We start from the raw sequence: 22,455 nt of genomic DNA, 5'->3' as shown, positions 1-22,455 counted from the left end.
ACCGCTGAAACAGAACCTGGACAATCGCGCAATCATTTGAGGATCGACCCGGCCCTAACGTCGTCGTTGTCAGCAGGAAGCACCGCATACGACAGCCGTTGGAGTTCATGATGCGCACGCGTCTCGCCACCCGTTCCGCCCGCCTCGTCCTGGCTGCCGCCGTCGTGACAGCCCTCGCCGCCACCACCGCCTGCGGACCGGAGGACCCCACCGAGAACGGGGCCGTCGCCCCCACCGCCGCCTCTTCCCCCGCCGAGGGCGGCGAGGGCGGCGGCGACAAGGGCGAGGCTTCTTCCGGTGACCGTGCCTCCGGCGGCGAGAGCACGACGGCGAGCGGGTCCACGTCCGGCGGAGGAACCGGCGACAAGGGCGAAGCCGGCAGCGGCGACAAGAGCGGTTACGGACAGTCCTGCGGCACCAACGACCTCGACCTGAGCGTCACTTGGGAAGCACAGCCGATCAGCTACTACCTGATCACCGCCAAGGCCAAGCCCGGTATCACCTGCTACCTGGACATCAACACCCCCAGCGTCTCCTTCGGTTCGGACGCTGACGGTGTCGCCTCACCCGACGGTCAGGGCGGCGAGGACCCGATCAAGCTCTCGGGTTCCTCCGTCGCGTACGCCGGTATCAACGTCAAGACCACCGAAGGCGAGGGCGGCAAGCAGTTCACACACGTCATCATCGCCACCTCGGAGAAGGACCCCAACCCCGCCGAGGTCGAGCTTCCCGACGCACCCACCGTGGAGAAGCCGATCATCACCAACTGGTCCACCAAGGGCAACGAGGTCATCCCCCGGATCATCTGACGACCCGGCCTCTCACACCAGCTGAATCACCTGCTTGCCCCGCACCCCACCCGCCTCCAGGGCGCGGTGGGCGGCGGCGATTTCCGGCAGCGGGTGGACCGTGTCGACGACGGGGCGCAGGTCGCCGCGTTCCACGAACGCTGCCAGCTCGGCGAGCAGGTCGTGCTTCGGGTCGGCGGCGAAGAAGCGGACCCGCCGACGGCCGTGCACGGCCGTGCCCAGCATGTAGCCGATGCTCCGGACCGGACGGTCGACGTCGAACGCGATGGACACCATGCGCCCTGCCGGGGTCAAACGCCTCCGCAGAGCGCGGTGTTCGGTTCCCACCGTGTCCATGATGACGTCGTAGCGGTCGAGGTCCGCCACTGGTGTCGCCCGGTGGTCCAGCGCCTCGTCCGCGCCCAGGTCACGGACGAGGGCGAGGTTCTTCGCGCCGGCGAGACCGGTGACGTGCGCGCCGAGTGCCTTGCCGAGCTGGACGGCGATGCTGCCGACGCCGCCGGATGCCCCACGTACGAGGAGACGTTCGCCCGCTCGCAGGCCGACTTTGTCCCGCAGGGCGGTGAGGGACGTGGTACCCCCGGCGAGCAGCGACACCGCCTCGGTCAGGGTGACGTTGCCGGGGGCGTACGCGATCTGGCGCGGGCGGACCGAGACGTACTCGGCCGCGCTGCCGAAGGCCCTCCCCAGGAGGCCCCACACCCGGTCGCCCGCCCGCAGTCCGGTGACCGAGGCGTCCACCTCGGCGACCTCGCCCGCGAAGTCGATGCCGGTCCGCTGCGGGAAGCGGCGGCCGGTGGCCAGGCGGATCTTTCCGGCGCGCCCGTGCAGCTCACCGCCGTTGACGCTCACCGCGTGGACCCGGACCAGCACCTCGCCCGGGCGCCGCACCGGGATCGGCACCCGGCCTTCGTAGAGGACCTCGGGCGGCCCGTAACTGTCGTAGAGCGCCGCGCGCATGTCGTTCACGGTGAGGGGTCCTGTTCTGTTTCGCCGACAAGAGGTACGTCCTTTTCGCGTGCCTCACGTTCCACGGTAGGCGGCTAAGCGGAAGACCTCCTCCATTTACTCTAAAGTGAGAGACATGCCTGCTCAGCCCTCTCACAACCCGCCCCCGGCCGGTCCGACCACCGGCTCCGACGCCCTGCGGGCGGACGCCCGGGAGAACCGGGAGCGCATTCTGCGGGCGGCCCGCGAGGCGTACGCGCTGCACGGCATCGACGTACCGATCAGCGCGATCGCACGACGGGCGGGGGTCGGCGTCGCCACCCTCTACCGGCGCTTCCCCACCCGCGCCTCGCTGATCGCCGAGGCGTTCGCCGAGCAACTCGCCGAATGCGCGGGCGTACTGGACGAGGCATTGGAGGACCCGGACCCGTGGCGCGGCTTCTGCACGGTGTTCCGCAAGGTATGCGCGATGCAGGCCGCCGACCGGGGCTTCACCCACGCGTTCCTGTCCCGTTTCCCGGGCGGGACGGCTTACGCCGGGGAGCGCGACCGGGCGAAGGAGGGGCTGGCGCTGCTGGTGCGGAGGGCACGGGAAGCGGGGGTGCTGCGCCCGGACTTCGACGTCTCCGACGTGGTGCTGGTGCTGCTGGCCAACAGCGGCGTGACGAACGGGTCGGGCCCCGAGGCCGCCGCCGCGTCCCGCCGGCTGGTGGGCTACCTCCTGGAATCGTTCCGGGCCACACCTTCGGCCCGCCCGCTCCCGCCGCCTGCGGGGCTGGAGCTGGACCGGCTCCACGGGGCGGGGTGAGGGGGGTTACCCTCCCCAGCCCTCGGCACCTCCCCGAACAGGCCGAATAGCCTACTTGACACCGGAATTGGCTCGGCGGCACTGATAGGTTGACCGGCCGAGGAGAGGAAGGGCACCAGCATGGGCAGACCCTGGGAAGCTGATCCTGACACCGGCTTCAAAAGGCGCCTCGGAAGGTCGGCACGGGAGCTGCGTGCCACCAGCACCGGACCCGAATGCCCGGATATCTGGGAGCTGGAGAACGGCGACATCGCTGTGATCGGACGAGACCTCACCGGCTCTCTGGGGACGCGCCTGCCGGACGGGGTCTCCATCAGTCCCGATGAGCGCCTCGTGGTCATCCCCCGCAGGATGCTCATCGCAGCGAAGGCGGATATCCCTGATGTTTGAGTGCTTCAGCAGTGGTGCCGGCGAGGTTCTCTCACGTGCCGAATATCTCGCTGACTTCAGCCGGGTCCACAAGAGTGACATCAGCCTGCTCGCCAAGATCGAGCGTGGTCAGACGTTCAAGGAGCAAGGCTCACCCAGCTGGGAGGCCTTCGCCTCCGGGGACTGGGCCGGGGCCCTCCGGCTCATCGAGGACGAGCGGGACGCGGTTGCCGCCTACTTCCGGGATACCGCTCGCCGCGGCCTGTCATTTCGCAGGGTTCGTGTCGTCGAGTTCCCGGTAACTCCCTATCTGCAGTGGGAGATGAACGCATTCGTGCTCAGGTCGGAGCTGGGCGAGGAGATCCGTGTGCTGGACGCCCGGACCATCTCTGATCTGGAACGGGACACGCCGGTGCCCGAGGTCATCATCCTCGGAAATTCGGTGATGTACGCCGTGATCTACGACGACGAACTGAAGGGTGCAGGAGCCCGTCGCTTCACAGGCCCCGACCAGGTCAGCAGGACGACCGGGGATTTCGAGACCCTTTTCGCCATGGGCGAGGGGTTCCCGGAGTTCTTCGAGCGGGAGATCGCTCCGCTCGGACCGCCCAACGTCCGCTGACCGGGCGAGCGCCACGGTCGACCGCAACGGAAGGAGCCCGCGTCATGAACCCGGAGCTGGTCACGCTCGCCCAGAGCGCGAGCGTGACGCTCGTCGGCCTGATGGCGACCGACGCTTGGGAGCACACCAGGGACGGGTTCGTCGCTCTCTGGCAGCGGGCGCGGCCCGAGCGAGCTGACGCGGTGGCCGCCGAACTCGGCAACACTCGGGAGGATCTGGCCGCCGACGCCACCGTCGAGGGTGAACTGGCCGCCGAGTGGCAGGCCCGGATCCGGCGGTTGCTGATCGACCGGCCTCAGGTAGCGGCGGAGCTTCAAAGGCTGCTCGACGAGCTCGCACCCGGCACGGCAGCACCTTCCACGACCGTCTCGCAACGTGCCACTGCCACCGGGCACTCCAGGGTCTACCAGGCCGGCCGAGACCAGCACATCACCGAGCGGTGACCGGATCGACCGAGGGACGGGCTGAGGGCAGCGGCCGCGTCTTTCAGAGCGCCGGGGACCAACACATCACCGAGCACCACCATCACGGACAACCGGCGTTCCCGTACGGGGTTCGCTCCCGATTCCGTGCGGCAACCGGCGGTAGGGCGCGCACCGGTCGTCCTGCGCGACCGACTGGAGCTGATGACGCGACTGCGGTCGGCCCTGGAGGATGGCGGAGCGGAGCAGGTCTACGTACTTCACGGCCTGGGAGGATGCGGCAAGACCGCCGTCGCCTCAGAGGCCTTTCGCCTCGCGACCGCCGAAGGCGGCCGGGCCGGCCTCTGGGTCAACGCTCCCGACCTGGCCTCACTGCGCGCGGGAATGCTCGCTGTCGCCGCCGATCGTGGTGCGGGCGAAGGCGAGCTCGCCGCTGCCCGTAACGGGCTGCGCGCGGCTGCGGACCTGGTGTGGGAGATGCTGGACCGCTCCGACCAGCCATGGTTACTGGTGATCGATAACGCCGACCACCCGGCCATCCTGCGCGAAGGTAACTGGCTGCGCACCAGTCCGCGCGGCATCACTCTGGTCACCACCCGTCAGGTCGCTGCCCATTGGTGGCCCGGTGCGACCCTTCATCACGTCGGTGTACTTCCGCGCGAGGACGCAGCGCAGGTGCTGTGCGATCTGGCGCCGGAGAGAGGCACCGCGGTGGAAGCGGCCGAGATCGCCGATCGGCTGGGCCGCCTGCCACTGGCGCTCACCCTCGCGGGCGGCTTTCTGGCACATCAGGTGATCAGTCCCTGGAGCATGGCGGAGTACGGGCGGGCGCTCGAACGGGGCAACGAGGTGGACCCCATCGACCTTCTGGATCAGGGGGCCGCGTACAGCGGCGGCGACACCTCCCGGCATCTCGCCAGCACCACCTGGGAACTGTCGCTGAACGCACTACGTACCCAAGGGCTGCCGCAAGCAACGGCGTTGGTCCGCCTGCTCAGCTGCTGGTCCCACGATCCCCTGCCCCTCCGACTGCTGACCGTGTCCGACATCGATGCGGTCGTGCCCCGAGCACGGGTCGAGCCGGCGCTCCGCGGTCTGCTCGACCACTCCCTCACCCGTCTGGTCCCCGGCCCGCCTCGCTGTCTGCGAACCCACGGCGTATTGCTGGACAGCATCGCCCGCAGTGCCCCTGGCGATCAGCACGACGTGCTGGTGAGCACGGCGGCTCAACTGCTCAGCGCGGCCGTGCCGGACGTATCGCGGCCGTGGGCGCGTGAGGATCCTCCCCTCGCCCCGTACGTACCGCACACCCTGGCGCTGCTACGGCGGGCGACCCAGTGGACAGAAGTGGGGCCGGCATCCATGACACGCGTGCTGGAGTGCACGTTGCGGTTGGCGGTCGCACTCCACCGAGCCGGGGACTACGCGTCGGCCCTGTCGGTGGCGCAGGACGCGGTGACACGTGGGACTCAGGTGCTGGAGGCTGACCACCCCGCGGTGATCGCGATCCGCCAACGCGCGGGGCGGTCCCTCTACCGGCTCGGGCGGTACGAGGAGGCGGAGGCGACCCACCGCCTCGCGCTGGCGGACTGCACCGCCGTGTTCGGTGCGAGCGCTGTCGAAACACTGGAGAGTTGCGCGGGGCTTTCACCGGTGCTCGCCTGGGTTCTCGATCGGAAGGACGAGGCGGTGGAGCTGGTGCGGCGCGCGGTCGAAGGCCGGACCGCCGTGCTCGGCCCGACACACCCGTCCACACTCATCGCGCGGACGTACCTGCTGGAGTTCGCTGCCGGTCCCAAGACGCATCCGGACGCCGGAGCCTCCTTGGTATCGGACTGCCGCAGCGAGGTCGGTCCCGGGCACCCCATCACCTTGAACGCCGAACTGAACCACGGCTTCGCCTTGGTCACCGTCGGCCGTCAGGCCCGGGCTCTTCCTCTTGTCCGAAACGTGGTCACGGGTTTCGAGCTCACCTATGGAATCGAGCATCCGAAGACTCTCGCAGCCCGTTCCCTGCTGAGCCGCGTGCTCGGGGAGCTCGGGCAGTTCCCAGAGGCGTTGGAACAGGCCGAGTCGGTGGTGGATGCGCGCACGCGCCTACTGGGGGCCGGACATCCATGGACCCTGTGGTCACTTGATCGTCTCGCAGAGCGCCGACGCACCCTGGACGACGGGCGGAGCACTGGCGGCGGAGGGCGAGGAGAGACGTCGTAACTGCCTGAACTCCTGGACTTCCGTGCCTTCCGCAACTCCTGGAACTGGAACCGAAGATGTCCATGTACCACCAGCACCAGCACCAGACCTCTGTAACCGTCGTCGGTCCGGGCACGATGGGCAGCGCACTGGCGGCGGCCTTCATAGAGGCGGGCCGGGCTCACCCCGCCCACCTCCCCGTCAGGAACGTCAGCGCGACCAGCGTCGTCACCGGCGCGGCCACGCTCAGGTACGCCGTCCTGAACCACGGCCGCCGCAGGCTCAGCGCCGCCAGGCCGATCCACAGCGGCCACCACAGCAGCGTCGCGCGCGGGATCGACGTGTACCAGTGCGAGGTGCCCAGGGCCCAGAGGCTGAGGGCCACGTACAGCGCCTCGGGCCAGCGGCGGCGGTACAGGAGTACGGCCACCAGCGCGAGTCCCACCAGCATCGCCACGAGTTCCGCCTGGAACATGAGCGCGTAGCCGGTCGTCCGCGCGTGGCCGAACGCCTCGTTCCAGGTGTTCCCCCACGCCTCCCACGGGGTGTGGAACGTCCGGTACCAGCCGCGTTCCTGCGCGTGCTTCCAGGCCATCCAGTCGCCGGTGTGCGCGTGCAGATACCAGCTGTACGCGGCCGGGGGCAGCGCCGGAAGCAGCGTCCAGCCCGCCGCTCGCCAGTCCCGCCGGTCCCGCCGGTCCCGGGCGGTCAGCACGAAGAGCAGGGCGATGGCGGCGGCGAGGAACAGGCCGCTGACGCGGACCGTCGTCGCCAGCGTCGTCAGTACGGCGGCGAGCGCCCAGCGGTGCCGCACAGCGGCGAGCCAGGCGGGCAGGGCGAACGCGAGGAACAGCGCCTCCGTGTAGCCGACGGCCAGGAACACCGCGCAGGGCGAGAGCAGGAAGAGAAGGGCCGTCCGGCGGACCGCCGCGTCCTCCGGCAGATACGTCCGCGCGATACGGGACAGGGCCAGTACGGCCACCGCCCCCGCGACGAACGAGATCAGCAGCCCGGCCGCCGTCCAGTCCGGTACCACCGTGTGCACGGTACGGAGTAGGAGGGGATAGCCAGGGAAGAACGCCTCCCGGTTGTCCCAGCCGATCGTCCACGGGCCCGCGCCGGCGGGGAAGTAGCCGTCGCGCGCTATGTGCAGGTAATGGTTCGCGTCCCACTGCTGGAAGGGCGCGAGGACCGGTGCCGCCTCCCGCGTACCGGTGCGGGCCGAAAACAGCCGGTGGGCGAAGTGGGCCGTGATCCACAGGGATATTCGGGTCAGGAGGTAGAACCACAACACGGCCCGGTCGGCAGGGGGCAGGCGGGCCGCCGCCCGGCGGAACCGCCCCGCCCGGGGCCCGGTTGATCCAGCGGGCACCCGGAGCTCAGGGCGCACGGGTGCCCGGGGCTCGGGCGGCACGGGGCGGGCGGATGAAGGCCGCGGCCCGGGAGGAAGCGTGGACAACTGAGGCACCTTTCGGGCGCGCCTCGCGGATACGCCGAGACGAAGACGTACGGGATCGCCCGGTGAAGTCGCCGGGGCACGGCGAGGGAGGAGGGCGGGGACGGGGAGGAAAGAGGTAGGTGGAACGCAGGGGAAAGAAGGAAGCTGGTCGGGTCAGGGCAGCGCTGTTGCCCCTAGCTCGTCGCAGTCGCCGTCGCCGTCGGCGACCGCTGCGGCGTACCCGCCCCTGTACTCGTCCCCGTGCTCGTCCCCGTACTCCTGGCCGCTCCGCCCGGCCCGGTGGACCGGCCCGACGGCACCTCCGCCCCCGAGCTCTCCGCAGCCCCCGGCAGCGTGGTGCTCGGTGACGGCTCCGGTGACGGCGACTCCTTCGGCAGCCGGTCGGACGGTACGGGCGACGGGTAGCCGGGCGACGGGCCGGTGGCCGGTGCGACCGGCTGCGGCCGGACCGGCAGGAGGCCCACCGCGACCGCGCCGCCCCCGCCGACGACCAGGCACACGCCCACCGCGACCACGGCCATCCGGCGTCGCCGCGCGCGCATTCCGCGTTGCGTGATGCTCGACGCGGCGTCCGCGTCGGAGCGGGCCTGCCCGAACTCACCGGCCTCCCGGAACAGGGACCGCAACGGATCCCGCGGGTCAGACATCAGGGGCCTCCTCGATGCGGGGGTCCCGCAGACGGTGGGCGAGCGCCGCCCGTCCGCGGACCAGGTGCGTCTTGATCGTGCTGCCGGAAAGCCCGGTCTCTCCGGCGATCTGCTCGACCGTGAGGTCGCACAGGTAGTGCAGGGTCAGCGTCCGCCGCTGTTGCGGGGGCAGTTCCCGGAGCGCGTCGACCAGGACCACGTGGCCGGGGTCCGGCGGCTCCACGTGTCCGGGCTCGCCGCTCCCCCGGCTCCAGGCGTCCGCCGAACGCCGCCGGAAGCGCCAACGGCTCACCGCCAGGCGCCAGGCGACCGTACGGATCCACGCCTCGGGCTGCCCGTCGCGCTCCAGCCGGTCGCGCCGGACCCACGCCTTGACGAACGCTTCCTGCACGACGTCCTGCGCCTCCTGGAGGTCGCCGGTCATCACGTACAGCTGGCCTGTGAGACGTGCGACCGCCTGGGCGTAGAACTCTTCGAACTCCTCGACGGTCAAAAGTCACTCCCGGATCTTTCGCTTCACCGGGTATACGCCCGCCGCCGGTCATCCGGTCGACATCATCGGCGAAACAGCGGAGTGATCACCATCACGCACCCGGGAGGCCGGCAGCTCGCCCTCGCCCTCACCCGCGCCGGACACGGGGATCACCCCGGCAAGGCCGCCGGTCGGGGGCCCTTGCGGCCCCGACCGGCCCCGGCCTGCCCTGCCCGCCCCGGCCCGGCCTCGGCCCGCCCGGCCTGCCCTACCTGCCCCGCCCCGGCCCGCCCCGGCCTGCCCCGGTCCTCGGCTGCCGCTGCCCGGCCCTCGCCTCAGCAGAGGTCGCGGTAGGGGATGCCCGGCAGATACGAGTCCCACATCTCCCTGGTCAACCCGCCTCCCGCCCGCGCGCACACCGCCCCGGCCGTCCGTTCCAGCCCGAGCGGGTACGTACGGACGGGTGTGTGCGGAGTCGTCACCCGCAGGCCGGAGGCGTCCGGGCCGAAGGCCAGAGCGAGGACCGGGCCGTCCGCCGCCGGAAGCGGCGACCCCGCCGCCCGGGGGGCGTCCGTGGACCAGAAGCGCAGCTCCCCGTCCGCGTCACCCACCGCCAGCAACCCCCCGTCGGCGGAGAAGGCCAGCGCCGAGGGCCGGCCCTCCCTTCCGGTGCCCGCCTCCGCGCCGGGGGTGAGAACGGCCAGCCGGGTACTTCCGTCGCCGTCCCACAGCGTGACGCGGCCCTCGTGGTCGCTCATGGCCAGGTGGCGACCGTTCGGACCGAACACGGCAACCGCCGCCGGGCCTTCGCCGCGCATGACACGTTCGACGCTCGCCGCACGGTCTCCGCCCGGATCGATCAGCAGGCGTTCGTCGGTGATGATCCTGCCGTCCGGGGCCCGGTCGCGGAGCGAGCCGTACCGCTGGCGGGGCAGGGGTGCTCGGGATGTCCCCGGGGCCAGGAAGTCGACCCCGTACGACGTCCGGGTCACGACCACGGAGTCCCGGCCTCCGACCGCGATGCCGTCGACGCCGGTGCGTGACGGGAGCGCGGTGACGGTGGGACGCGGGCCGGAGTTCCTCAGAGTTACGGTGTCCGGCGTACTCAGGTAGGCGAAGGTGCGGCTGTCCCGGCCGAAGGCCGTCACCGGCACGGGCGAACAGGCGGCGCAGGACGCGGCGGCGAAGGTGTCGTACGGCCGGCCTGTGACGCCATCGCGCAACTCGATCTTCCCTGGACGGCCGGTGACGAGGCGGCTGCCGTCCGGGCTGAACCGGGCCGCGATGAAAGGGCGTTCCTCCCACCCGCTCGGTTCGCCGCCGGTTCCGATTCCCGTTCCCGTTCCGGTTCCGGTTCCGATTCCCGTTCCCGTTCCCGTTCCGGTGAGAGCGACGGTACGCACGGCGCTGACGAGGTTGTTCCCCTCCGTGAAGCGGATCACCCCGTTCTCCAGGTCGAGCGCGAGCTCGCTCGTGCTCGACGCGATGACCCGGTGCCGGAGCAGCGGAACGGACACGTCGGCGGTGCGCCAGAGCCGCAGCTCACCGTGGGCCAGCGTCGCGACGTGCGAGCCGTCCGCGCTGAACGCGGCATCGGGCGTGCCGTTGGTGGCGATCCGGGGTCGTTCCCGCCCGGACCGCGCCTCCCAGGTCCGCAGCGCGGACGGGAAGCCGACGGCCAGCGCCCGCCCGTCCGGGGTGAACCGGAACGCGTCCTGTCCGCACACCCGCCCCTTCGTCGCCCAGGGCGTCGACAGCCGACGGCCCTCGCGTACGTCCCACACCTGGAGCGCGTCGTCGTCCGGGCAGAACGCGAGCAGCCGTCCGCCGGGCGCGACGGCGAGGGCGCGGACCGATGCCCACCGTCGGCCCGTCTCCAGCAGGAGACGGCCCCGGGTCGCGTCCCACACCTGGAGCGGTCCTCCGTATCCGTGCACGGCGACCGTGCGCGCGTCGGGGCCGAACCAGACGTCGACGTCGTCGCCCGGCGGCCCGAACGCCGCACCGGTCGGCCTCCCGGCCGCGAGGTCCCACAGCCGCACCCCCTCCGGGGTCCGGTAGGCGACCGTGCCGGTGTCGGGGCCGACCGCGGCGATGTTCACCGCCCGACGCCCCAGACCCGGCAGGTCGGACAACGGGCGCCCGTCGGCGACGTCCCAGCGCCGGGTACGGTCCGGACCCACCACCGTGAGGGTGCGGCCGTCGTGGCTGAGCCGTCGCCAGGTGTCGTTGTCGTCGGGGGCCATCTCGGGGGAACCGGCCTCGAGAAGGCCCAGGTCCCGTTGGGCGGCGGCACCGTACAGCGCCTCCCTGGTCTCCGGAAGGTCGGCGATCCGCCAGGCGGCCACGCTCAGCCGGAGCGCCGTGCGGGGGTCCGACCGGCGCAGGGTGTCCACGACCGCCGCAACCCTGCGCGCCTCCGCCTCGGTGGCCCGGCGCTCGGCCGTACGACTCTGCTGCCGGGCGGCCAGCCCCGCGACGACGGCCAGGCAGAGCAGCACGGAGAGCGCGGCGACCAGTGCGCGCAGGGTCCGTGCCGTACGTGCCGCGGTGCGCCGCTCCCTGTCGTGCGCGCGGATGCTCGCGTCCAGGAACGCACGCTCCACGGAGGTGAGTTCAGAACTCGGCAACGTGCCACGAGTAAAGCCGAGCACGGCACCGGACGCGGCACTGGACGCTGCTCCGCGCACGGCACCGGACCCGGCACCGGACGCGGATCCGGACACGGATCCAGACACGGATCCAGACACGGTTCCGGACGCGGATCCGGACGCGGATCCGGACGCGAACACCGCTCGTGCGGACTCCAGTCGGCCTCCCCGGTACAGGGCCCCGGCGTCACGTTCCAAGGCGGCCCACGTCCCTGCCGCCTCGGTCAGCCTCCGCTGTACCCGCAACAGCTCGCGGTCGGTTTCGACCCAGGCCCGCAGTCGCGGCCACGCCCCGATCAGCGCCTCGTGGGCCAGGCTCACCATCTGGTCGTCGACCGTCAACAACCTCGCCCGCACGAGCTGTTCCAGCACCTCCCGCGCGTGTCCCAGCTCCGCCAGGTCCTCCAGCTCGCCCCGGGCGACCGGACGGCCCGTGTCCCCGGTGCCGGAGCCCGGTGTGACGAGCCGCAGCAGCAGGGCCCGCGCGGTCGCGGCCCGCACGTCGTCGAAGCCGCTGAAGACCGCCTCGGCGGTATGGGCGATCGCGCCGCGTACGCCGCCGATCGCCTCGTACGCGGCAAGGGTCATCGCCCGCCCCCGACGCCTCCGCCAGGTTTCGAGCAAGGCGTGGGACATCAGCGGGAGGCCGCCCGGTTCGTCCGCGACGTCCTCGACGATGCGAGCGGTCAGCTCGCGCTCCACGATCAGGCGCTCCGCGACCGCGGGGCCCACCACCGCCTGCCGCAGCTGCTCGGGATTCATCGGGCCGAGGAGGAGCGTGGCGCGGCGGAGAGCGGAGACGAGGGCCTCGTGGTCGGCGCACCGCCCGTAGAGGTCCGCCCGTACGGCGATGACCACGCGCGCCCGCGCCCCCACCAACAGGTCGATGAACTCCGCCCGTTCGGCGCGGTCCTGGCAGAGCGTGAACACTTCCTCGAACTGGTCCACCAGCACGACCGCGTCGTCCGCGAACAGGGCCCGGTCGATGCCCGACGGGTGCTCGCCCGGCGTCAGGATCCTGATGGCCGAGGGCGTGTCACCGGCCCGTCCGGCCCGCAGCGCCGGTACGAGCCCCGCCCGCAGCAGCGACGACTTGCCGCTCCCCGACGCCCCCACCACCCCGACGAATCCGTACCGCCCCACAAGCTCCGCGAGGTCGTCCACCACGGTGTCCCGGCCGAAGAACATCTCCCGGTGCTCGGCTTCGAAACGCCCGAGCCCCGGGTACGGCGAAACGGCGTCGTCGTCCGCCGCCGCGTCCTCCCGGAACCGGTACGCCTCCTCCGCGGCCTCGGCCAGTCGGCGCGCCCACGCGTCGGGGTCCCCTCCGCACGCGAGGACGTAGGCGCGGGTGACCGCCGGGGACGGCAGTCGGTCGCCTGCGGCTGCCGCCGACAGCGTGGGCGCCGCGTAGCGGGCCACCCGGGCCATCGCCCGGTAGGTGGGACCGCCCGACTCCCGCCGCAACTGCCGGAGCTCGTGGGCGAAGCGCTGTACGGGGCCGGATTCCGGTTCGAGCGGCTTCTCCTGACGCCCCACAGCAACTGTCCCCCACTCCCTGGTCCCCCTGCCGTGAGCGTAATTGATTGGTCCGGCGGGATCGGGCTGACCATCAACACGCCGGTGGCTGGAGTCAGGTGCGTACGTCGTCCGTCCCCTCCCGACCCGCCACCGGAGCCGACCATCACACCCGCACCCGCCCCCTCATCCGCACCCGCCCTCCCGCCCTCACCCTCACCCGCCCTCGTCTCGCGTCCGGGGCCTCCCACCGCGGCAGGCCGGTCCGCCCACCGGCCCACGGCGTACGTCCTCGCGCCCGCCGCGACAGCACTGGCCGTCGGGCTCTGGGGCATCCGGCGGCAGAACTCCCTGTGGAGCGACGAGGCCGTCACCTACGAAGTGGCCCACCGGAGCACGTCGGACATCTGGCGTCTGCTGGCGGAGGCCGATGTCGTGCACGGCCTCCACTACTTCCTCATGCACGCCGTGTTCGCCTTCTGGGAGGGCGGCCCGGTCGCCCTCCGCCTTCCCTCTGTTCTCGCCGTCGCCGCGGCGGCGGCCGGGGTCGGCCTGCTCGGCCGGCGCTTGGTAGGACCGCGCGCGGGGCTGCTGGCCGGGCTCGTCCTGCCGTTTCTGCCCTCCATACAGCGCCACGCCCAGGAGGGCCGCTCCTACGCCTTGGTCTGTGCGTTGATGACGTGGGGCACCTGGATGCTGCTGAACGCGCTCGACGGCGGAGGCCGCGGGCGCTGGGCGGGGTACGGGGCCGTGATGCTGACGGCCTGCCTCCTGCACGAGTTCGCCGTTCTCGGGCTGGTGGCCCATGGCGTCACCGTGGCGCTCTCCAGGAGGGCGCTCCGCCCCTGGGGCCTGACAGCCACCGCTGTGGTGGCCGGCCTGACCCCTCTCGCTCTCTTCAGTGCGACGCAGTCCGGGCAGGTCAGCTGGATCGGCGCTCCGAACGCGTCCGACCATCTCGCCTTCGTCGGTACGGCGTCACTGGGAGTCGCCCTTGCTCTCGTCTGCCGGTTCGGCGGTGAAGGCGGTGGTGACGGAGGAGGAGGTGACGGAGGCGGAGGTGACGGAAGAGGCGACGGAGGAGGCGGTGACGGAGGAGGTGAAGGTGGCGGCCGGGTGGTCGACAGGCCTGTGGGACTGCCCGCGCTCGCCCTCCCGCTGCTCGTTCTTCCGGCCGGGCTTCTCCTCCTGCTCTCGCTTCTGCGCCCCCTGTACGTCGACCGGTACGTCCTCTTCGGATCGATCGGTCTCGCCCTCCTCGCCGGGGCGGCCCTGGACCGGCTCCCGGCCCGCAGGACGGTCGCGGTCGTATCGCTCGTGGCCGCAACCGCGGCCCTGCTGACCCCCGGGCACCACCTGCGTACCCCGGAGAGCCGGTCGGACGACGTGACGGCGGTGGCCCGCGCCGTGAAAGCGACCGGAGCACCGGGCGACGGCCTGGTCTTCCTGCCCGCCCGCCGCGCCTGGGCCCTCGCGACTCCGGGCGCGTACGCGCATCTCGACGACCTCGCGCTGGCGGCCTCCCCCGCCGATTCGGGCACGCTCTTCGGCACGGAGGTGCCGCCCTCCGAGATCCGTGCGCGCCTGCTGGGTGCCCGACGCGTCGTCGTGGTACGGGACACGCTCGGGGAGCCCCGGGACCTCACCGGTGGCGAGGCCGCGAAACTGGCCGTGTTGCGCGCGTCGTTCGAGGTGTGCGGAACGACGAGGGTCACCCGTGCGCAGATCACCCTGTACGCCCGGCCGGGAGACTGCTGAGTACGGAGCACGCGCCTCCCGGGGCTCAAGCCGCGAGTTCCGAGCGCTCTTAACAGTGATGGGGTGGATGGGTCAGTTGTCCCACCCACCCACCCTGCTTGCGAAGTTGACAGTTTGTGATCGAGTTGCGACGCACGGTCGCCAGGCTCTAGCGTGCGGGAAGACCACGACCAGACAGAAGAACGACCCCCGCCGGTGCTCCAACACCGACAGGGGTCTCACCAACAAAGATCGAAAGCAGCGATCCCCATGGCTGAGAGCCAGTTTAGTGATGCCCCCCGCGCCCCGCACGCGGCCCTCCTCGCAGGCCCGGAGGCCGCCCACGCGAGCCCGGCGCCGAAGGCGCAGGCCGCCTACGCGTGTGCCCACCCCATGGCCAACCCCGGCTACGGAAAGCGCTCCGCCCCCGGCGAACGCCCCCGCACCGACCGGGACTTCGCCCACCTGCTCCCCCGCGACGCCGCCGTCGCCGCCTACGTCGACCGGCTGCCCGACGGCTCCGACATCTCCGTGAAGACCCTGGCCAAACACCTCCCGTACGGCCAGTGCGCCCTGCGCACGACCCTCAACCGGCTCCAGGACGCCGGGCACCTGCGGCGCGGCAGCGAGTGCGTGATCACCGACGAGGTCATGCTCTGGGTGACCCGCTCCTTCTTCTCCCGCACCGCACGCCAGGACGACTGGTGGAACACCTACACCCGAGGTGACGCCCCGCCCGACGAACCCCAACGGCCCACCCGTTCACGGGCGTTCATCCTGCTGGCGGCGCTCGGCCGGACCGCCCCCGCGCTGACGCTGTCCGCCGCCGACTGCGTACACCTGGAACCGCGGGTCAGCGAGTGGTTCGCGCGGGGTGCGACGGAGGCGGAGCTGCTGCACGCGCTCACCGGCGGGCTGCCGTCGCCCGTCCACTGCGCCGCCCGCCTCGTCGAACGACGACTGCTCGACAAGCTGCCGCCGGAACGGGTCCTGCCCGGCCCCCGTACGGTCCTGCGCACCCTGGAGTGCGGTGACTGCGGAGCCCCCGGCAGCCCGGAAGCCCTCCTCGGCGGTCTCTGCCGGCCGTGCCGGGGGCCGTCCCCGGAGCCGCCCGTCGGCCCGCCGGGAGCCGTGCAGCCGCCCGGCGTGCGCGACCGGATGAACGCCGTCAGGGCGGGCCTGATCCCCCGGTCCGAAAGAACCTACCGATGACCGCGCGGCTCACCGGCGGCCCGGACAGAGCACACGAGGGAGGGAAGGAGAAGGAAGGTGAGGTGAGGTGAGGTCCGCCCGACTCCTCACCGCGCGTCCGCCGCCAGCTGCGTCGTCGCCAGCTCGCGGTACAGGTCGTCCCCGGCGATCAGCTCCTCGTGGGTGCCCGCCGTGCGGACCCGGCCGTCCTCCAGGACCACGATGCGGTCCGCGTGCCGGACGGTGGAGAGCCGGTGCGCGATGACCAGCACCGTGGTCTGCTCGGCGAGTTCGAGGATCACGTCGCGCAGCGCCCGCTCGTTGACCGCGTCCAGTTGCGAGGTCACCTCGTCGAGGAGAAGCAGGCGAGGGCGGCGCAACAGGGCCCGGGCGATGGCTATCCGCTGGCGTTCGCCGCCGGAGAGGGTGACGCCGCGATGACCGACCGCCGTGTCCAGACCGTCCGGCAGCCGGTCGACCAACGCGTCCAGCCGGGTCCGGGCCACCGCGGTCGCCAGCGCCTCCTCCTTCGCGTCCGGGGCGGCGAAGACGAGGTTCTCCCGCAGCGTCCCGGCCAGGACCGGCGCATCCTGTTCCACGTACGCGAGCGAGCCCCGCAGCTCGGCCAGTGGCCAGTCCCGGATGTCCCGGCCGTCCACGGTGATGGTGCCACCGTCATGGTCGTAGAACCGCTCCAGCAGGCTGAACACCGTCGACTTGCCCGACCCGGACGGGCCCACCAGGGCGACCAGACCGCCGGTCGGAACGTCGAACGTCACCCCCTTGTGGGCGGGGGCCCGCTCGTCCCCGTACCCGAACGTCACGTCCTGGAAGGTGACGCCGAGCGGTGCGCCTTCTCGCGGTACGCCCCCGAAGCCCGTCGCCGGTTCGCCGGGCAGGGACTCGACCTCGTCGATCCTGCGCACCGCCGCGAGCCCGCTCTGCAAACCCGTCCAGCCCTCGACCAGGCCGCCGATCGGGCCCATCAGATAGAAGAGGTAGAGCAGGAACGCGATCAGCGACGAGATCTCCAGCGAGCCGGAAGCGACCCGTGCGCCGCCCACGCCCAGCACCGCCAGGAACGCCAGCTGGATCGACATCGCCATCGTGACGTCGGAGACCGACGACCACCGCGCCACCGAGACACCCCGGTCGTGCGCGTGCCGGGCCGCCGCCGCGACGGCCGCCGCCTCCCGCTCCTCCGCCCCGCTCGCCTTGACGGTGCGGAACGCCTGGAGCACCCGGTCCAGTGCCGCGCCCATCGCGCCCACGGACTCCTGGGCGCGGAGCTGGGCCCGCTGGATGCGCGGCATCAACAGGGACGTCACGGCCCCGATGCCGACGATCACCACCAGCGTCACGCCGAGCAGCGTCAGATCCATGTACGCCATGAAGCCGATCGTCCCCAGCAGCATCAGCACACTGTTGAACGATTCGACCAGGCCGCTGGAGAGGACGGTTCGCAGGAGCGTCGTGTCGCTGGTGACGCGTGACTGGAGGTCGCCGGGGGTCAGCCGGTCCACCGCCGGGACCTTCAACCGCATGATCCGGCCGACGAGTCGGTCGCGGGCGCGAAGGACGACACCTTCTCCCGTACGGGCCATGAGATAGCGCCCGTACGCGGAGAGACAGGCCCCGATCAGGACGAGGGCGGTGAGCACGACCAGCGGGCCGACGGGCGAGCGGTCGGCGGCGAACGCGTCGACCGCGTGCTTCGCCATCAGCGGCATCGCGAGGCCCGCCCCGGACCCGGCGAGCGAGAGGAGGCCCGCGCGGAGGAGAACGCCCCGGTGCGGACGGACCCGGGAGAGGAGGAGGCGGAGAGGGGAGGGACCCACGCCCGGCTCTCCCTCGGCGGAATCTCCCGCGGGCCGCTCCCCGGCGGAATCCCCTGCGGGCCGCTCCCCGGCGGTCGTCCCTGGGGGCTGTTCCCCGGGCTCCCCGGCGGGCGACCCTGCGGGGTCCTCCCCGGGCTCCCCGGCGGGGTCCTCGCCGCGCGCGGCCTCCTGAGCGCGCAGCGCGTCGGCCGCCTCAGGCCCTCGGCCCTCGTCCGCCTCCGTCGTCCCCGCCACCGTGCTCACCCGGACCCCCTCCGTCTGTCTGTTGTCACCACCTTCAAGGGACGCAGATCCGCCGGTTCCACCTGCCTCCCCTCCCCGACCGTATCCGGGGGCAGTTGCCCGGCCACCGCCGGGAAACGCCACAGGGGCGGCACCTCCATGAAGGAGATACCGCCCCGGTGGGACGTACGCCGGACTTCGATCAGGCGGAGGCCGGAGCCTCCGTGGCCGATCAGAAGTCCATGTCACCGCCCGGCATGCCGCCCGGAGCGGCCGCGCCGGCCTTCTCGGGCTTGTCGGCGATGACGGCCTCGGTGGTGAGGAAGAGCGCGGCGATGGACGCGGCGTTCTGCAGAGCGGAGCGCGTGACCTTCGCCGGGTCGAGAATGCCCTCGGCGATCATGTCGACGTACTCGCCGGTCGCGGCGTTGAGGCCGTGACCGATCGGCAGGTTGCGGACCTTCTCCACGACGACGCCACCCTCGAGACCACCGTTGACGGCGATCTGCTTGAGCGGGGCCTCCAGCGCGAGCTTCACGGCGTTGGCGCCGGTCGCCTCGTCACCCGTGAGGTCGAGCTTCTCGAAGACGGCCGAGGCCTGGAGCAGAGCCACGCCACCACCGGCGACGATGCCCTCCTCGACGGCGGCCTTGGCGTTGCGCACCGCGTCCTCGATGCGGTGCTTGCGCTCCTTGAGCTCCACCTCGGTGGCGGCGCCGGCCTTGATGACGGCCACGCCGCCGGCCAGCTTCGCCAGACGCTCCTGGAGCTTCTCGCGGTCGTAGTCCGAGTCGGAGTTCTCGATCTCGGCACGGATCTGGTTGACGCGACCCTGAACCTGGTCGCTGTCACCGGCACCGTCGACGATCGTGGTCTCGTCCTTGGTGATGACGACCTTGCGGGCACGGCCGAGCAGGTCCAGGCCGGCGTTCTCCAGCTTGAGACCGACCTCCTCGGAGATCACGGTGCCACCGGTGAGGATGGCGATGTCCGCGAGCATGGCCTTGCGGCGGTCGCCGAAGCCCGGAGCCTTGACGGCGACGGACTTGAACGTGCCCTTGATCTTGTTGACGACCAGGGTGGAGAGCGCCTCGCCCTCGACGTCCTCGGCGATGATCAGCAGGGGCTTGCCCGACTGCATGACCTTCTCCAGCAGCGGGATGAGGTCCTTGACGCTGGCGATCTTCGAGTTGACGATCAGGATGTACGGGTCGTCGAGCGACGCCTCCATACGCTCCATGTCGGTCGCGAAGTACGCCGAGATGTAGCCCTTGTCGAAGCGCATACCCTCGGTGAGCTCGAGCTCCAGACCGAAGGTCTGGGACTCCTCGACGGTGATGACGCCTTCCTTGCCGACCTTGTCCATCGCCTCGGCGATCTTGGCGCCGATCTCGGTGTCGGCGGCGGAGATGGAGGCGGTCGAAGCGATCTGCTCCTTGGTCTCCACGTCCTTGGCCTGCTCCAGCAGAGCGGCGGAGACGGCCTCGACGGCCTTCTCGATGCCCCGCTTGAGGGCCATCGGGTTGGCGCCTGCGGCGACGTTGCGCAGACCCTCGCGGACGAGAGCCTGAGCCAGAACGGTGGCGGTGGTCGTACCGTCGCCGGCGACGTCGTCCGTCTTCTTGGCGACCTCCTTGACCAGCTCCGCACCGATCTTCTCGTACGGGTCCTCGAGCTCGATCTCCTTGGCGATGGAAACACCATCGTTGGTGATCGTGGGCGCGCCCCACTTCTTCTCGAGGACGACGTTACGGCCCTTGGGGCCGAGGGTGACCTTGACGGCGTCGGCGAGCTGGTTCATCCCGCGCTCGAGACCGCGCCGTGCCTCCTCGTCGAACGCGATGATCTTGGCCATGTGAAGTGGTCCTCCCGGACAGGGGTGGATTCTCCGGACCGAGAGGCGCCCGCGACGGACGGCCTGCCTGCGTGGTGGTTCCTTGCCCCACCGCGCCTGCGGGCCTCACCGGCCCGGTCCAAGTTTCTGTCACTCTCACCTGGAGAGTGCTAACGCCAATGATTAGCACTCGACCCCTGCGAGTGCAAGCGTCCCTCTCCGGATGTGGACAGTGGCGCCCACCGGTACAGGGACAACGGCGGCCATCGCACACGGCGGGCGACCTGCCTTCTCACAAGGCCGACGAGGCGACGAGGCCGACGGGCCGACGAGGCCGCGCGGGAGCGCCGGGACGCACGGGAGCGCCGGGACGCACGGAGGGCCCGATCCCCTGATCCGGGGGCCGGGCCCTGCGTGCGTGAGTAGTGTCGTCGGACGACCGCGCCGAGCTCAGCCGACGGCGAACTTGACCATGTCGGCCTGGGGCCCCTTCTGGCCCTGCGAGATCTCGAATTCAACTCGCTGACCCTCTTCGAGGGTGCGGTACCCGTCCATCTGGATCGCGCTGTAGTGGACGAAAACATCCGCACCACCGTCGACCGCGATGAAGCCGTACCCCTTCTCCGCGTTGAACCACTTGACGGTGCCCTGAGCCATGCCTAACTCCCCTATTACTGGCCCTTGCACGGGACCGCACTTCGCGGGCCCGGGTCGGAACTCACCCCCGACAGGAGAGGGTGCGCGGCGCCGCAGCGCGTCGACCGCGGCCGAATGTATCCGTCCAACTGCCCTCTGCAACAGGTCAATCGGACGAGAATTCTGGGCACAGAAGAACACGCGAATATGCGGGTTTGCTGAGATTTACGGGCAAGTCGGGCCAGGCAAAGGGCACTTATGCCGCAAGAGGTTCACGTACTTTGGCTGCTTCTTATCGGGACCGGGCGCATTCTCATATGCGGGCGGCACGGGCAGCGGACGGGGCTTCCCCAACTGTACCGTGCTCAACCATACAGAATTGCCCCCTCCGCTTCTCTCGCGGAGGGGGCAACGGTGTTCACACAGAGGTGCGATGGGCCACCGAGGAGCGGCCCTGACGGTTCAGCAGCCGCCGGCGACCGCGGGGATGATCGAGACGCCCGCGCCGTCCGGCGTGGCCGCGTCCAGGCCGCCCTCGAAGCGCACGTCGTCGTCGTTGACGTACACGTTCACGAAACGGCGCAGCTTGCCCTGGTCGTCCAGGACGCGGGCCGCGATGCCCGGGTGGTCCTTCTCCAGGGACTCGATGACCTCGGAGAGCTTGACGCCCTCCGCCGGGACCTCGGCCTGGCCGCCCGTGTACGTACGGAGGATGGTGGGGATGCGGACCTTGACACTCATGGTGGCGCCTTCCTGAAGTCTCGGGTGATCAACTGGCGGCGAGGCCCGCGGCGCGGAACGCGTCCAGGCTCGGCTTGATGGTCGCCGTCGCCTGCGAGGTCGCGGCGACCGCGTCCAGCGTCTTGAGGCCGTCGCCGGTGTTCAGGACGACGGTGGTGAGCGCCGGGTCGATGACGCCCGCCTCGATGAGCTTCTTCGTCACGCCGAGCGTCACGCCGCCCGCCGTCTCGCCGAAGATGCCCTCGGTGCGCGCCAGCAGCTTGATCGCGTCGACGACCTGCTCGTCGGTCACGTCCTCCACCGCGCCACCGGTGCGACGGGCGATGTCCAGGACGTACGGGCCGTCCGCCGGGTTGCCGATGGCCAGCGACTTGGCGATGGTGTCCGGCTTCTGCGGGCGCACCACGTCGTGGCCCGCCTTGAAGGCGGCGGAGACCGGGGAGCAGCCCTCGGCCTGGGCGCCGAAGATCTTGTACGGCCGGTCCTCGACGAGGCCGAGCTTGATCAGCTCCTGGAAGCCCTTGTCGATCTTCGTGAGCTGGGAGCCGGACGCGATCGGGATGACGATCTGGTCGGGCAGCCGCCAGCCGAGCTGTTCGCAGATCTCGTACGCCAGCGTCTTGGAGCCCTCGCCGTAGTACGGGCGCAGGTTGACGTTGACGAAGCCCCAGCCCTCGCCGAGCGGGTCGCCGATGAGCTCGGAGCAGAAGCGGTTGACGTCGTCGTAGTTGCCCTCGATGCCGACCAGTTCACCGCCGTACACCGCGGCCATGACGACCTTGCCCTGCTCCAGGTCGTGCGGGATGAACACGCAGGAGCGCAGTCCGGCCCGGGCGGCGGCGGCGCCGACGGCTCCGGCCAGGTTGCCCGTGGAGGAGCAGGAGAGGGTGGTGAAGCCGAAGGCGCGGGCCGCCTCGACGGCGATGGCGACGACGCGGTCCTTGAAGGAGTGCGTGGGGTTGCCGGAGTCGTCCTTCACGTACAGGCCGCCGGTGACGCCCAGCTCACGGGCGAGGTTGTCGGCCTTGACGAGCTTGGTGAAGCCGGGGTTGATGTTGGGCTTCTCCGCGACGTCGGCGGGCACCGGCAGCAGCGGGGCGTAACGCCAGATGTTGTTCGGGCCGGCCTCGATGCGCTTCCGCAGCTCCTCGGGGGTGCCGGCGGGCAGGTCGTAGGCCACTTCCAGCGGCCCGAAACAGGACGCACAGGCGAAAAGGGGGCCGAGCTCGAAACGCTCGCCGCACTCGCGGCAGGAAAGCGCCGCGGCGGGACCGAGATCAACGGCCGGGGCGGAAGAAGTGGTGCTACCTGCGACGGTCTGAACAGCCATGATGGCGG

The 22,455-nt window shown here is 71.2% G+C and carries 18 protein-coding genes; 8 read left to right on the top strand and 10 right to left on the bottom strand.

Annotated elements, in window-relative coordinates:
• The first annotated feature begins 110 nt into the window (after positions 1–110).
• Positions 111–809, top strand: coding sequence for a hypothetical protein (locus ACZ60Q_RS10360; protein WP_469631329.1), 699 nt, complete (start codon positions 111–113; stop codon positions 807–809).
• Between the two features lie 12 nt (positions 810–821).
• Here the strand turns inward: ACZ60Q_RS10360 and ACZ60Q_RS10355 are convergent, their stop codons facing one another.
• Positions 822–1,778 (bottom strand): NAD(P)-dependent alcohol dehydrogenase, encoded by a 957-nt coding sequence (locus tag ACZ60Q_RS10355; RefSeq protein ID WP_469631141.1) that lies wholly within the window; start codon positions 1,776–1,778, stop codon positions 822–824.
• 115 nt (positions 1,779–1,893) lie between these two features.
• On the opposite strand from ACZ60Q_RS10355, the gene ACZ60Q_RS10350 reads away from it, so the two are divergent.
• The 5 genes from ACZ60Q_RS10350 to ACZ60Q_RS10330 all read left to right on the top strand — a co-directional run bounded on the left by ACZ60Q_RS10350 (position 1,894) and on the right by ACZ60Q_RS10330 (position 6,192).
• Entirely contained in the window at positions 1,894–2,565 is a 672-nt protein-coding gene (locus tag ACZ60Q_RS10350; protein ID WP_469631138.1) for a TetR/AcrR family transcriptional regulator, read from the top strand.
• A gap of 120 nt (positions 2,566–2,685) precedes the next feature.
• Positions 2,686–2,955, top strand: coding sequence for a hypothetical protein (locus tag ACZ60Q_RS10345; RefSeq protein ID WP_469631135.1), 270 nt, complete (start codon positions 2,686–2,688; stop codon positions 2,953–2,955).
• On the top strand, positions 2,948–3,556 hold the full coding sequence (locus tag ACZ60Q_RS10340; protein WP_469631133.1) for a DUF6879 family protein: 609 nt from the start codon (positions 2,948–2,950) through the stop codon (positions 3,554–3,556). The genes ACZ60Q_RS10345 and ACZ60Q_RS10340 overlap by 8 nt, the downstream gene beginning before the upstream one ends.
• A gap of 44 nt (positions 3,557–3,600) precedes the next feature.
• Positions 3,601–3,999: a hypothetical protein gene (locus ACZ60Q_RS10335; RefSeq protein WP_469631130.1), complete on the top strand. Its 399-nt coding sequence runs from the start codon at positions 3,601–3,603 to the stop codon at positions 3,997–3,999.
• A gap of 183 nt (positions 4,000–4,182) precedes the next feature.
• Complete coding sequence (locus tag ACZ60Q_RS10330; RefSeq protein WP_469631127.1) at positions 4,183–6,192, top strand: tetratricopeptide repeat protein; 2,010 nt, start codon at positions 4,183–4,185, stop codon at positions 6,190–6,192.
• 160 nt (positions 6,193–6,352) lie between these two features.
• Here the strand turns inward: ACZ60Q_RS10330 and ACZ60Q_RS10325 are convergent, their stop codons facing one another.
• The 4 genes from ACZ60Q_RS10325 to ACZ60Q_RS10310 form a co-directional block, all read right to left on the bottom strand.
• A complete protein-coding gene (locus ACZ60Q_RS10325) occupies positions 6,353–7,630 on the bottom strand; it encodes a mannosyltransferase family protein (protein WP_469631124.1) in 1,278 nt (425 codons plus the stop codon).
• Between the two features lie 173 nt (positions 7,631–7,803).
• A complete protein-coding gene (locus tag ACZ60Q_RS10320; protein ID WP_469631121.1) occupies positions 7,804–8,277 on the bottom strand; it encodes a hypothetical protein in 474 nt (157 codons plus the stop codon).
• Complete coding sequence (locus tag ACZ60Q_RS10315) at positions 8,270–8,770, bottom strand: SigE family RNA polymerase sigma factor (RefSeq protein ID WP_469631118.1); 501 nt, start codon at positions 8,768–8,770, stop codon at positions 8,270–8,272. Before ACZ60Q_RS10315 ends, ACZ60Q_RS10320 begins: the two co-directional genes overlap by 8 nt.
• Positions 8,771–9,084: 314 nt before the next feature.
• Positions 9,085–12,939, bottom strand: coding sequence for an nSTAND1 domain-containing NTPase (locus ACZ60Q_RS10310; protein ID WP_469631115.1), 3,855 nt, complete (start codon positions 12,937–12,939; stop codon positions 9,085–9,087).
• A 33-nt stretch (positions 12,940–12,972) separates the two neighbouring features.
• Here ACZ60Q_RS10310 and ACZ60Q_RS10305 point away from each other — a divergent pair, with 33 nt between their 5' ends.
• Both ACZ60Q_RS10305 and ACZ60Q_RS10300 read left to right on the top strand, forming a co-directional pair.
• A complete protein-coding gene (locus ACZ60Q_RS10305; protein WP_469631112.1) occupies positions 12,973–14,676 on the top strand; it encodes a glycosyltransferase family 39 protein in 1,704 nt (567 codons plus the stop codon).
• 372 nt (positions 14,677–15,048) lie between these two features.
• The gene (locus ACZ60Q_RS10300) at positions 15,049–15,867 is read left to right on the top strand and encodes a hypothetical protein (protein ID WP_469631109.1); all 819 of its coding nucleotides are present in this window, start codon (positions 15,049–15,051) and stop codon (positions 15,865–15,867) included.
• Between the two features lie 86 nt (positions 15,868–15,953).
• On the opposite strand, the gene ACZ60Q_RS10295 is transcribed toward ACZ60Q_RS10300, so the two are convergent.
• The 5 genes from ACZ60Q_RS10295 to thrC all read right to left on the bottom strand — a co-directional run bounded on the left by ACZ60Q_RS10295 (position 15,954) and on the right by thrC (position 22,447).
• Positions 15,954–17,927, bottom strand: coding sequence for an ABC transporter ATP-binding protein (locus tag ACZ60Q_RS10295; RefSeq protein ID WP_469631106.1), 1,974 nt, complete (start codon positions 17,925–17,927; stop codon positions 15,954–15,956).
• A 211-nt stretch (positions 17,928–18,138) separates the two neighbouring features.
• Entirely contained in the window at positions 18,139–19,761 is a 1,623-nt protein-coding gene (gene groL / locus ACZ60Q_RS10290) for a chaperonin GroEL (protein ID WP_018958808.1), read from the bottom strand.
• Between the two features lie 429 nt (positions 19,762–20,190).
• On the bottom strand, positions 20,191–20,397 hold the full coding sequence (locus ACZ60Q_RS10285) for a cold-shock protein (RefSeq protein ID WP_469631102.1): 207 nt from the start codon (positions 20,395–20,397) through the stop codon (positions 20,191–20,193).
• 441 nt (positions 20,398–20,838) lie between these two features.
• Positions 20,839–21,117 carry a MoaD/ThiS family protein gene (locus tag ACZ60Q_RS10280; protein WP_469631099.1) on the bottom strand — a complete coding sequence of 93 codons (279 nt, stop codon included), beginning with the start codon at positions 21,115–21,117 and terminating at the stop codon, positions 20,839–20,841.
• A 28-nt stretch (positions 21,118–21,145) separates the two neighbouring features.
• Positions 21,146–22,447 (bottom strand): threonine synthase, encoded by a 1,302-nt coding sequence (gene thrC / locus ACZ60Q_RS10275; protein WP_469631096.1) that lies wholly within the window; start codon positions 22,445–22,447, stop codon positions 21,146–21,148.
• Positions 22,448–22,455: the final 8 nt, after the last annotated feature.

It is taken from the genome of Streptomyces sp. NPDC104313 (assembly GCF_055583985.1).
The sequence above is the reverse complement of the archived record's forward strand: the minus strand, read 5'-3'. Positions and strand labels throughout refer to the sequence as shown.